This is a genomic window from Hallella faecis, from assembly GCF_018789675.1.
Lineage (GTDB): Bacteria > Bacteroidota > Bacteroidia > Bacteroidales > Bacteroidaceae > Prevotella > Prevotella faecis.
This window is the reverse complement of record NZ_JAHKBE010000003.1, coordinates 26,989-39,590: the sequence shown is the minus strand read 5'-3', so window position 1 is coordinate 39,590 and position 12,602 is coordinate 26,989. Positions and strand designations below refer to the sequence as shown.

The following is a 12,602-nucleotide window of genomic DNA, read 5'->3' as shown; positions in this document are numbered from 1 at the left end:
AGCCTTTCGCTGAGCCGTGGGACCACCTTCTGTCGGGGTGCGGCGGATGGGCGGCGTTCTCCTAATGGGTGTCGGTTTTTAGGCGATGCCGAGCAACTCTATCTCGAAAATGAGGGTCGAGTAGCCGGGGATGCCGGGCTGCGAGAATTTGCCATAGCCTTTCTCAGCGGGGATATACACCTCCCACTTGTCGCCCACACACATGCGCTGCATGGCGATGATCCATCCGTCGATGAGGTCGCAAAGGCGAATGGCGAGCGGCGCGCCGCCCAGCGACGAGTCGAACTTCTTGCCGTTTATGGTGCGGCCGGTGTAGTGGGCCGTCACGATGCTGCGGGACGACGGGTGGCGATCGTCGTTGAGCCCCGTCTTCAGCACCTTATAATAGATGCCACCAGGCAGCTCGTTCACTCCCTCTTCGCTTGCTTTTTCGGCGAGCCACTCCTTGTTTACCCGCGCATATTCTTGTTTCTTCATGATGGTTATGTTGTTTGGGTGAATGGCAACGCATGTCGTTTGCCACACGTTTCCAACATGCAAAGGTAATAGACAATTCTTGAACCTCCTAACATCGGTTGCAAAAAAACGGCCGCAAACGGCGCATTTTGGAAACGAATGGCTCCATATTGCGGCCTCTCGCCACGGCGCAGCGGGCCGAATGGGCCGACGCATGGCTTGCAAGTAGTGTTCCTCGAAGATGCGTCGGTCGTGCACCTCGCTTGGCTATTGTATGGTTTTTTGGTCAAAAAGTTGTGTCGGGATTTTGGGCGAAATAGCGCGCGCCATCACCGTTTTTGCGTCCTTGGAGCGACAAAAACCCGACATCCGTTTGCCATTGGGCATCTTTCGGGTTGCGATAGCTAAGCTTTCGAGGCGCGAAAGGTAAGAGATCGAGGTGCGAAAGGCCATGTATCGAGGTGCGAAAGATGGCTTTTCGCAGCGTGAAATGTGGGGTGTGGGGCGTTAAACGAAGCGCTCAAATTGTAAACACCTGAATGATAGGCGGTTACAAAATCGCGTGAGAATCGCGTATTTGGAGACGAGTTACGGCTCGGCGGAAAAAACTGTGTAGATTGGGGTGTAGTTTGTGAAGATGTTTTCAATGCTGCCGATAAGTCGAAACGTAGTGTTTTCGTTCCGTCGTTCCCCCGACACGTCCATCCCCCGAGCGGCCTGTTTTTGTTCCTTTGTTCTGACAAAACCGCACAATTATGAAAAACAATCGGCATCGAAACACAATTTCGCCACGCGTTCTTCGTTATATAGAAGGTAAAGTAGCACTTTGTACCTCCTAATAACCCGCGTCAGGGACGCATAACCTAACATTTTCAATTGCAGAAATTAGTAATTAACCATACAACCATACAATGAAACAGAAACATCTAATTTGGGCAACTGCGGCCGCGTTGACCTTCCTTTTCAGCGCATCGGCCATGGCGCAACCCCGCCACGCCAAGAAGAAAAAGGTGGTGGAAGCGAAGGCTGACGTATGCCCCTTTACCGACAAATGGGTAGAAGACGAGACCAAGTTTGAGGACCGAAAGCAAAAGGCCCACGCCACATTTGTGCCCTATGCCTCTACGGCCTCAATGCAGCAGGACGACTACTACAAGCGCCCTTGGCTCAGGCCCAAGCGCGCCAACTACCTGTTGCTCAACGGGAAATGGAAGTTCCGCTACACGGCCGACTGGAAGCAGGGAAAGCCCGAGAAAGACGATTTCTGGGCCGACAACGCCGATGTTTCTTCTTGGAAAGAGCTCCAGGTGCCCCTCAACTGGGAGATGGCCGGATACGATGTGCCCGTTTACAACAACGTGGGCTATCCCTTCGAGAACAAGCCCCCTTTCATCACAGCGTTCAACGACAATTTCGACAAGAACCCCGTGGGCTCCTATCGCCGCAACTTCAACCTGCCTGAGGGTTGGGACGAGGGCAAGCGCGTGTTTCTCCACTTCGACGGTGCCTGCAGCGCCATCGTGGTGTGGGTGAACGGCAAGTATGCCGGCTACTCGCAGGGTGCCAACACCGACGCCGAATTCGACGTGACCCACCTCGTGCGCAAGGGCGCCAACAACGTGTCGGTGCGCGTTTACCGCTGGTGCGACGGTTCTTACCTCGAGGGTCAGGACATGTGGCACCTCGGAGGCATCCACCGCGACGTGTATCTCGTGGCCACGCCCAAGACCTTCGTGGCCGACCATTACATCACGTCGGCCCTCAACGCCGACTATGCGTCGGGCAACCTCAAGGTGGACCTCACCCTCGACAACGCAGCCAAGGAACGCTCTGAGAAGACGCTCGAGATAGAGCTCCTCGACCCCCAGGGCAAGCAGGTGGCCAAGCAGGAGGCGCAGGTGGCCATGACCGCCAACGACGCGCAGAAGCAAATAAGCCTCACCCTCGACAACCTCACCGGCCTGAAGGCTTGGTCTACCGAGCAGCCCAACCTCTATACCGTTGTTGTGCGCCAGAAGGCAGCAGGCAAGGAGGAGATGGTGTTCTCCACCAAGTATGGTTTCAGGGATGTGGCCATCAAGGGCAAACTGGTGTATGTAAACGGCAAGCGCGTATTCTTCAAGGGTGTCAACACACAGGACATCCACCCGCTCTATGGCCACGCCATCGACGTGGAGACCATGCTTCGCGACGTGGTGCTGATGAAGCAGGCCAACGTGAACACCGTTCGCACCAGCCACTATCCTCGTCAGGCTAAGATGTATGCCATGTTCGACTATTACGGACTCTACTGCATGAACGAGGCCGACGTGGAGTGCCACAACAACCATTCGCTATCCAACAACCCCACCTGGCGCAACGCTTACGTAGACCGCACGGAGCGCATGGTGCTGAGAGACCGCAACCACCCCAGCGTGGTGTTCTGGTCGCTCGGCAACGAGTCGGGCGGTGGCGACAATTTCCAGGCCACCTACGACAAAGTGAAGGAACTGCTCCCCGGCCGCGACGCGTGGGTCCACTATGAGGGCTATAAGCACGGCGCCAAATACTCCGACTTCGGTTCCGACATGTATCCGAGAATCGAGGTGGTGAAGAAACAGATGGACGGCCTCAACAACAAGCCCTACTTCATCTGCGAGTATGCCCACGCCATGGGTCAAGCGGTGGGTAACCTGCAAGAATACTGGGACCTCATCGAGACGAGCACAGGCATCACCGGAGGCTGCATCTGGGACTGGGTGGACCAGGGCATCTACGACACGCGCCGCATTCGCGAGGGCCTTCCACTGAAGGATCCCAAGACGGGGCTCCACTATTACACCTCGGGCTACGACTACACCAAGATGAACCACGGCTACAGAGGCTTCCAGGGCGACTTCATGAGCAACGGCATCATCACCCCGGGACGTGAGTGGACCGCCAAGCTCACCGAGGTGAAGTATGTTTACAGAGACGCCAACTTCGAGTCGTTCGCCAACCACACGCTCACCCTGAAGAACAAGCGCGCGTTCACCAACCTGGCCGACGTCTACGACCTTAGCTACGAGGTGCTCCGCAATGGCGTTTCGGTGGAGAAGAGCCAGGTGGCCATCCCATCGGTGCTGCCCGGCAACACCTGCCAAATCAACATTCCCTACACCACCACTGTGGACGGGGAGGCCGAGTATGTCATTACCTTCAGCCTCGTTCTGAAGAAGGCCACATCGTGGGGCAAGCAGGGCTACACCATGGCCCAGCAGCAGTTTAAGCTCTCAGCCGACCAAGCTGCGGGCGCATCGGTTGCCGACCCCACCTTCGTGCAGAAGGGCCACGGCCAGCTGCCCACCATCCAGGAGAAGGGCAAGCTCAAGGTGAAGGGCAACACCATCACCGGCAACGATTTCTGCATTGCCTTCGCCGAGGATGGAACCATCGCCCAATGGACCTATCGCAACACGCAACTCGTGCAGCCCAACGCCGGACCCGACTTCAACGGCTTCCGACGCATAGCCAACGACAACATCAACCTCGGCGCCACAGGCGGTGTGGCCGAGAACGAGAACAAGGAGGAGGGTGCCCTCACCGGCAAGAAGACATTGGTGAGCGCTCCTAAGAAGCAGGGCAAGAACGTGGTGGTGGAAACGGCCGTTTCCAACGGCACCGACACCCATCAGATTGCTTACACCATCTATCCCAACGGAACCGTGGACATGAAGGTCACCACCAACAACTCGTCGGCCGAAACCCGACGTATCGGCATCACCATGCAGTTTGCGCCCGGTTTCGAGAACGTTGCCTATTATGCCAAGGGGCCGTGGAGCAACTACATCGACCGCCAGCGCGGATCGCTCCTCGGCCGCTACACCACCACCGTGGATGGCATGTTCGAAGAGCAGAGTGCGCCCCAGACCATGGGCGACCGCCAGGGTTTGCGCCAGCTCACTCTCAGCAACGACGGCACCCAGTTGCAGATTGCCACCGAGGGCATGGTGGCCTTCTCGCTGTCACATTTCGACGACGCACAGTTCAACTACGACGTGTTCTATGGCGGCAAGCACCCCTACGACCTGGTGCGTTCCCCGCAGGTCTTCGCCCACTTCGACTTCTGGCAGCGAGGCATCGGAAACCGTAGTTGCGGTGGCGACTCGTGCCTGCCCCAATACATGACGCCTACCGGAGCCCACGCGTTTACCTTGCGCTTCACGCCAATGGCCAAATAAATAGGGAATAACGCTATAACCCCAAGGAAGGATGTTACGCATCGCATGTCGTAACATCCTTCCTCTTTTCGTTGCCGCCCCTCGTTTTTACTTATAAATAAGCGCGAACGATCGGTAGCAAGCGCTATATTAACTACGTTTCTTACATGTTTCTACAGATGAAGAAAGCAGAATGCATTATGTTTCCCGACCTTCACGGACGCGATTTTTGGAAGAAGGCGCTCGCCAACTCCTGCGAGTGGACCGCCAACAGGCTGATATTTCTCGGCGACTATTTCGACCCTTATCCCAGTGATGGCATTGCGCCGAACGACGCCATCCGCAACTGGTGGGAACTGCAGCTAACGCTCCGTCAGCACCCCAACAAGGAGGTGGTCTTTCTGATGGGAAACCACGATGCGCACTATGTGAGCGCTACCTTCTGACGGTTGGCGCAAGGCAGCCGGTTCAGCGCCAGGTGGCGCGCCACAATAAGCGTGTTGCTCGGCAGCGTCGACTTGCAGATTGCGCACGAAACCCGCATCAACGGCAAGCGCATCCTGTTTACCCATGCGGGCTTTACATATCCTTGGTATCTCGCCCACCGCAACATCATTGGCGAGCTCTCGGCCGACAACCTCAATGGGCTCACCAAGCGTGAGGAGGGATGGGAGGCTTTGGCCGACATCAGCGCGTTTCGCGATGGGTGCGAAGCCTATGGCAGCGTGCTGTGGGCCGACCGAGGTGAGTTTACCCACGACGCGTTAGAGGACGTGCCATTCGACCGGCAGATCGTGGGGCACAACCAGTTCTCGGGCAATGAGGCATTGACCCTTGGCACCGTGTCGATCATTGATTGCCATCACCCCTTTGCCTTAACAGCCGACCTCCAACTGGTACGAATCTAATTGTAAGGAATGAATATGACAACAACAATCGACTTATTGAGCGACAAACCGACAAGAAGTTCTTTACCAACCACGCTTCCTTATTCTTCACGCATGCGAGCAGCATCCTGAAAGGCAGCCGCAACTGAAACAGAACAGCATTGACAGCATTGACAACATAGCGTATCAGAAACTCCTTCGCCCGCTTGCGAAGGAGCGCGAGAGGCTCACCACCGAACAGTTTTTCTACGAGAGGAAAGAGATCAATCGCCTGCTGGAACATGGCGACATTACCTGCGACATGATATACAGGTATATCCAACGTAAACGATAGGCAAATGAGGGCGTGCCCAGTTTCCCCAACTGTAGGCACGCCCTCATTCGCTTTGCTTGTCTCTGTGAGCTACTCCAAGCCGTTAAGTATCTCCACGCTGCTTCTTCCCTCGCCTCTCTTCTGCACATGGATTTGCACGGGGATGCGCTCCATCAGTTCCTCTCGGTGGGAGATGATGCCCACCCGTCGGTTCGACTGTCCGGCAATCTCTCGCAGCTTCTCAAGTGTGGCCATCACCGAGTCGAGGCTCTTCTCATCGAGCGTTCCAAAGCCCTCGTCGATGAAGAGGATGTTCACGTTCATGTCGGGACGGTTGAGCGACGAAAGCGCCAACGACAACGCCAGCGAGATCATGAAGCGTTCGCCACCCGAGAACACCGTGATGCTTCGCACCTGGTTCTTGTTGTAGCGGTCGAGCACGAGGATCGACAGCTGCTCGTTCTCCTCGCTGCAGGTTAGGGTGTAGCGGTCTGTAATCTGCTTCAGGTAGATGTTGGCGTTGTTGAGCAAGGGCCTGAGGATGTAGGTCTGAACGAGCGTGCGGAAACGCGATCCGCCAAAGATGCGGTTCAGCTTGTCCCATTTGCCGAAGGTCTCCTTGGCTTCCTTCAGCTTGTTTTCCTTTTCCTCCAACCTGAGCGTGTTGGCCTTGTTCTGCGCAAGTTGGTTTTCCACTATTCCCCGCTGCGAAGCCAAGGCCTGGATGGAAGCGTCGAGCTCGGCTTTGCGTTGTTCCAACGCGTCTTTGGAAGGCATTTCGCCGTTGTTGTCCTCCTTCAGTTTGGCCGTGATCTCTGCCACCCGTCGCCGAGCGGTTCCAAGGGCGTCGTTGGCCGACTTCAGGTCGGCTTGGGTCTTAGTAACCATTTGGCGTAGGGTGGGTATTTCACCCGTTTGGGCAATAAGGTGCAGCAGGTGGGCTTCTCCTCGCCCTGTCTGCCGGTAATAGCTGTCGAGCTTGGTGGTGGCCTGACCGATGGTTGCCTCACACTCCTTGAGACGGTCGCTCAGCGATTTCACGGCAGCATGGTTGTCGGCCCATGCCTTGCTGATGTCGGCGCACGCCAACGGCTTGTTCTTGGTGGCCGGCTCCCATCCAGTGATCGCGCCAACCGATTGCTGTAGATTGTGCAGGGTGCCCAACAACTGCGTCGCCTTCTCAATGTCGGTGCGTTGCTTCTTGTCGGCCTCCTGCCGTTGGGCATATTCGTTGGCGTCGGCCGTCAACTGGCGCTTGGCGGCAGCCACTTCCTCCGCCCATTGGGGATAGAATGGGGCGAGATCGGTCGATAGCTTGCGGTTCAGTTCATCGATGTCGTTCTTCAAGCCATCGACCGTCGACTTCAGGCGTGCCGTTTCCCTCTCGTTCGCGTTGAGCGCCGCCTCCGCTTCGCCCTTGGCTTTCTCGGCCCCCGCTTTCTTCGCATCAAGCGTCTTCTTGTCTGCCAACAGGCGGTTGATTTGGCGCTGCAACGATTCGGCTTCTTTCTGCGCGTCCTCCAACTGGGCGATGGTGCGCCTTAACGCATCGGCCGATTTCGCGACCTGCGCACCCAAGGTGTCGTCGACGGTGAGGCTTGCCGTCGCCGCCATGCTTTGGAGCTGCTGCTGGATGGCTTTCAGGTTCTTCTGCTCCCTTGCAAAAGTTTTCTCGCGGGTGTCAAGCTTGCCCTTCAACGTGTCGTAGGCCGACTTCGCCCCATTCCATCTCTGCTGGGCAAGGGCGAGGTGGGCGGCGGCTTCCTTCTCTTTCGCCTGAAGGGGCGAGAGGATGTTTTCAAACTCCTCGTCGACCAGCAGGTGGTCGATGCCCTGGCCACAGAGCGGACAGGTTGAGGCGTGCTCGGCGCGCAGGCGCTTGCGGAGCTCCCTCAACTGTTCGTCCACACCCATCTTCATGGTCGTCAGCAACGCCTTGGCTGCATCAGCCTCTTGGGTGGCTTGGACGTAGGTGGCGTGCGTAGCCTCGACGTTGGCGGCCAGCGTTCCGAGCGCCTTTTGGTCCGAATCGATGGCTGCCTTCAGCTCCATCTGCTTCTCTTGGGCCTCGGCCCTACTCTTAAGGCGCTGCTCCAGCAAGTCTAAGTGGGTCTTGCGTTGGTTGGCGTCCTTCAGGTCGGCATTGATCTTGCCTGGCGCGAGCGCCTCTTGCTTCTTCACAAGGCCGTCGATCTCCTGCTGCTTGTTGTCCACGGCCCCTTCGACTTGCTTGAGCGCTTCCACAGCTTTCGAGAGGTTATCCTCCAGTGCCTTGGCCTTGTTGGCCTGCTCAGCGAGGCGCGCCGACTCTTTTTCCAGGTTAGTCCGCTTGTCTTCCAACTGGTCGATTTGGTCGGCCACCACACCCGCCTTGCCGTAAATGTCCACGCGGTCTTGACGGTCGGCAAGCCATTGCTTGAGGGCACGATGAGCGCTCCGCTGCTCATCGAGCTGTTCCTTGCGACACACCAAGTCGGCCGACAGCGCTTCGAACCGCTCTTTCGCCTCTGCCAATGCCTTCTCTGCCAAGCCCTTGTTCTTTTCCGCCAAGAGCTTGTCGGCCAACAGCTTGCGCTCAGCGTCGGTGTCGTCCCAATCGTTTACCCAAGCCACTTGTCGCTTGAAATCGTCGCTCTCCATGACGCGTTCAAGGTCCTCTTTGCGCATCTCTTCCTTTTTTGCGTCATGCTCTTTGTTTTGCAGTTCAACCACGAGCGTAAGCCTTTGAGCGTTCTTGTCGCTCTCGCGCTGCTTGTCGTTTAGCGAGGCGGCCTTCTCTTTTAGGGCGCGCTCCAACGCCTCCACATCGGCGGCACTGAGGGCGTGCTCCTTCTCCGTGTCAAGTTCCTTCTGGGCGAGGTCACACTGCTGCTTGGCCCTGTCGTAAAGGTTCTTGATGGCCTGGCCGTAGACGGAGAACTTCTCGGTGTTGGTGAGTTGCTCAAGGATGGCCTCGCGCTGCTCCTTGGTTCCCGTGAGGAATGTGTCGAACTGCCCCTGCGCCAACATGGCCATGCGGCCAAACTGCTCGAACGACAATCCGATGGCGTCCAAGAGCGGTTGGCCAGTCTTGGCCTCCACTTTCGTCCACGGCCCTCCATCGACGGTGTAGTCCCATTGGGACGTTCTGTGCTTGATGTGACGGCGGCCCGTGGTCTTGTCGGTGTTGCCCAGCTTCAAGCCCAGCGTTAGGCGGGCATGGTATTCCTTACCGTCGTTGCCCACGAATACCACCTCGCTGTAGCTCTCGTCCTTGGGCGAGATGCCCATCCGCGTGTACTGCTCTATGCAGTTCACCCTGATGCTCTCGCCCTCCCCATTGTTAAATTCGTTGTTGGTCTTGTTGGCAACGCCCGAGATGCGGGGCGTGGTCTTATACAACGCCATGGATATGGCGTCGAGGATGACCGATTTGCCCGCACCGGTATCGCCCGATATCAGGAAGATGCCGGCCGGCTCACCCGTCATGGCGTCGTTCAGTCCGTGTTGCAGATCGATGTCTGCCTTTTCGATAGACGCAATGTTTCTGATAGATATACTTTTCAACTCCATAATGCCCTACGCTATGCTTGTGTTCTTGTCTTTTCTCTCAGCCTTGGCCTTCTTGGTGGCCTGCTCCTCCTCGTTCATGCGAACAATTTCGGCCTCTACCTCCTCAAAGGCTTTGCGCACCATGTCGAGGTCCAGATGCTCATATTGGTCCTTGGTCTTCTCAATGAAGTCCATCGGGTTCTGCATCTCTTGCAGCTCAGCCACTTCAAACGTGGGCTTGCCCATGGCGTCGGTGCGCTCCTCGGCCTGCCCCTCCCAAATGATCTTGGGATTATAACGTATCTCGTCGCCATAGGCCAGCAGCTCGTCGTAAACCATCTGATTGAAGTTGGAAGGCAACGCGACGGCATAATCGACCCTCAAGCGGAAATAGCCTGTTGCGTGATCCTTGGCAAACTGCGCCACGCCCGCTATGGCCTCCTCCGCACTGTGGTAGGCGCCTTCGTGAGGGAGCACATGGAAATGGCGCAGCTCATCTATCCGAAGCTGCTTGACGGTCACGGTTCCCTGATGCTTGTCGATATCGACGAGGCTTACCGTATGGGGATAGGCCTCGTCGCAACTAACGTGGAGCGCGCTGCCCGAATATCTCACCACAGGAGCCGGATAACTCACCTCCTCCTTCATGCAATCCTCCTGATGGCCTATGGTCTGCGGCTTATGGATGTGGCCGAGGGCCAGGTAGTCGTAGCCCTCGCCAAACTCAGAGAGCGCCTGCGTCTTGAGCTTTCCGATCTCAAAATCATGCCCCGTTGCGTCGAGGCCAGCCACTGCCGTATGGCCCATCATCACCACCGGCTTGCCTTCGTCATTCTCTTGCGCCACCTTGTTGAGAAGGGCTTGCAACTGTTCGCGCCTTGCGCCGATCATGTGTGGCAAGGCCACAACGTATCCCGCCTTCAGGCGAATGATGAATTTCTCCTCCCATCCTTCCTGCGCCACGATCGACGGGCCCGTGCCTATGATATGCGTGTTGGCGAGCTGCCACACCTCACGTTCCGTTTGTAGGCGCGAAGCCGAATCGTGGTTTCCCGCCGTGATAACCATCGCCATGCTTGGGCATTGGCGGTGCAGCTCCATAAACTGGTTGGCGAAGGCCTCCTTGCTTGTGGCCGATGGTTGCTGAATGTCGAACACGTCGCCACTAACGAGCAACGCATCGGGCTGGTAGGTTCTGCACCAACGGGCCAGCTGGTTGAAGAAATGGCGGTGCTCGTCGCGCCGCTCATAATTTTGGTAGATTACCTGTCCGAGGTGCAGGTCGGCGGTATGCAATATTCTCATATCCGAATGGGGTTTATGTTAGGTCGAAAGCCGCGGGCACATCCCTTGGCTTTTGCAAATATAGCCATTAAAACGCATTATCCCAAGAAAGGATACGTGTAAAAAGCCTCTATCAGCGAAAAAACATGAGCCGCCCCATGGCCTTTGTCCGCACAATGTGGTAGCTTTGCAAGCAGAACGCAATACCTATTATCAGCATAGCCTAACGCAACACACACATTAGCACATTTGGCAGAACCCCTCATCGATGGCAACCTCTACATCATTAAGAACGGCGAGAAATACAACATCGCCGGAATAAAATTGAAATAACCGCCGCCCACCACAAGGGTCAAGCAATCGTGAAGTCGAAAAAACTAAAGACCATTGTCAACCAGCAGCTTAAGCAAGACCTGTTTCCTCGTCCGGCTGCAAAAAGAGCTTTCTTGATATGAAAAACAAAATTATTTATTAACTTTACATCATCACTTCTAAGGCAAACTTACCTCAGACACACTCAGTGAAACACTACCAAATAAAAAGCGACACATCATGGAAATAACCGAACCGTTATTGAAGGAGCGTTTCAGAGCGCTCAACCAAGAGATCTTCGATGGCCAACTGCGCATGCCTACCAAAATGAGCGTAAGGAAAATGACACTTGCAGCAGGACAAACGAATTACAATAAAAAGCGTATGAGGACCACCATAACCATATCGTCGTGTTTCGACTTTACGCCGGCGACGCTCGACGAGGTGATGATTCACGAGATGATCCACCTCGCCCACGCCCTTCAAGGCCATAGGACGTCGCACGGATGGCGCTTCAAGGCCGAATGCCGGCGCATCTATAAGGAGCACGGCATTGTGATCCACAGGATAGCCAAGCACATTCCGCTCAAAGAACAATACAAGAATATCAAGAAAACAAAGATTCCTCTCTATGAGAAGGTAATCTATTATCTGCTCTACCCGTTGCGGATCTTCCACTTCTTCTTCGACCGCATATTGTAAGGCAAGCCATCGCCCCCCTTGCAGATGGCACTTGTCCCATTGCGCACTCAACATTCCCAACAACCCTCCCCCAAATCTACATTGTTTTTGTCGCCGAACCACGACTCGCCTCCAAATACGCCATTCTTGCGAGTTTTTGTAACCGTCTAACATTCAGGTGTTTACAATTCAAACACCCCATTTAACGCTCCATGCTCCACATTCCACCCTGCGAAAAGGCATGTTTCGCACCTCGATACATGGTCTTTCGCACCTCGATAGCTTACCTTCGGCACCTCGAAAGCTTAGCTATCGCAACCCGAAAGATGCCTAACGGCAAATGGAAGTCGGGTTTTTGTCGCTCCGAGGGCGCAAAAACGGCGATGGCGCGCTCTATTTCGCCCAAAATCCCGGCACAACTTTTTCACCAAATATCTTAACATCCATCACAACCATTGGCCACGCCGATCGCTATGCCCCGACGCACGTCTCGCCAGGCATTTCGGCCATTGGGCACATCGCGTCGCTCCACTTACCACAATTTCGCGTCACGAGGAACATAGGTCACCACACCTCCACGACCAAACGGATAAGCCGCAACCGATTTGCCGAGATAGGGCGAGGAAGCAACAACTTCGCCTTCAATCTCGTATCGGGTCTTGGGAAACATAGTGCCGCCATCGCTCACGTCAACGGGAAGCCAATCGCTTGTCGGCTTGATGACGATTTTAACTATCCCCTTGTAAACGCCAAGCACAAAATCGGCCTTGTCGGCTCGTTTCTTACTGAGATACCAGTATTTTCTCGCTGCCTCATAGAGGTCAGCACGCTTATATTCGCCCTCAGCCTTACTCTGGTCATAACTCTTATTCAGGTTCACAAGCAACAAGCGTTCTCCATTCACTATTTCGATAGGTTGCGCATTCATATCACGGTTTGTTAGGATTTATAAAGTGTTAC

General features: G+C 55.6%; 8 protein-coding genes. 4 read left to right on the top strand and 4 right to left on the bottom strand.

The window, feature by feature from the left end:
• Window positions 1–78 precede the first annotated feature (78 nt).
• Window positions 79–477 carry an FKBP-type peptidyl-prolyl cis-trans isomerase gene (locus tag KM934_RS01370; RefSeq protein WP_215758821.1) on the bottom strand — a complete coding sequence of 133 codons (399 nt, stop codon included), beginning with the start codon at window positions 475–477 and terminating at the stop codon, window positions 79–81.
• A gap of 890 nt (window positions 478–1,367) precedes the next feature.
• Here KM934_RS01370 and KM934_RS01365 point away from each other — a divergent pair.
• The 3 genes from KM934_RS01365 (at window position 1,368) to KM934_RS01355 (ending at window position 5,542) form a co-directional block, all read left to right on the top strand.
• Complete coding sequence (locus KM934_RS01365; protein ID WP_215758820.1) at window positions 1,368–4,655, top strand: glycoside hydrolase family 2 TIM barrel-domain containing protein; 3,288 nt, start codon at window positions 1,368–1,370, stop codon at window positions 4,653–4,655.
• A gap of 158 nt (window positions 4,656–4,813) precedes the next feature.
• Window positions 4,814–5,080 carry a metallophosphoesterase gene (locus tag KM934_RS01360; RefSeq protein WP_215758819.1) on the top strand — a complete coding sequence of 89 codons (267 nt, stop codon included), beginning with the start codon at window positions 4,814–4,816 and terminating at the stop codon, window positions 5,078–5,080.
• Window positions 5,081–5,131: 51 nt separating this feature from the next.
• Window positions 5,132–5,542 (top strand): hypothetical protein, encoded by a 411-nt coding sequence (locus KM934_RS01355; RefSeq protein ID WP_215758818.1) that lies wholly within the window; start codon window positions 5,132–5,134, stop codon window positions 5,540–5,542.
• A gap of 382 nt (window positions 5,543–5,924) precedes the next feature.
• On the opposite strand, the gene KM934_RS01350 is transcribed toward KM934_RS01355, so the two are convergent.
• Together KM934_RS01350 and KM934_RS01345 are read right to left on the bottom strand one after the other, a co-directional pair.
• On the bottom strand, window positions 5,925–9,386 hold the full coding sequence (locus KM934_RS01350; RefSeq protein ID WP_215758817.1) for an AAA family ATPase: 3,462 nt from the start codon (window positions 9,384–9,386) through the stop codon (window positions 5,925–5,927).
• Between the two features lie 6 nt (window positions 9,387–9,392).
• Window positions 9,393–10,670, bottom strand: a complete 1,278-nt coding sequence (locus tag KM934_RS01345) for a metallophosphoesterase family protein (protein WP_215758816.1) — start codon at window positions 10,668–10,670, stop codon at window positions 9,393–9,395.
• A 531-nt stretch (window positions 10,671–11,201) separates the two neighbouring features.
• Here KM934_RS01345 and KM934_RS01340 point away from each other — a divergent pair.
• Window positions 11,202–11,663 carry a SprT-like domain-containing protein gene (locus tag KM934_RS01340; RefSeq protein ID WP_215758815.1) on the top strand — a complete coding sequence of 154 codons (462 nt, stop codon included), beginning with the start codon at window positions 11,202–11,204 and terminating at the stop codon, window positions 11,661–11,663.
• A 511-nt stretch (window positions 11,664–12,174) separates the two neighbouring features.
• On the opposite strand, the gene KM934_RS01335 is transcribed toward KM934_RS01340, so the two are convergent.
• Entirely contained in the window at window positions 12,175–12,570 is a 396-nt protein-coding gene (locus tag KM934_RS01335) for a hypothetical protein (protein ID WP_215758814.1), read from the bottom strand.
• Window positions 12,571–12,602 lie beyond the last annotated feature (32 nt).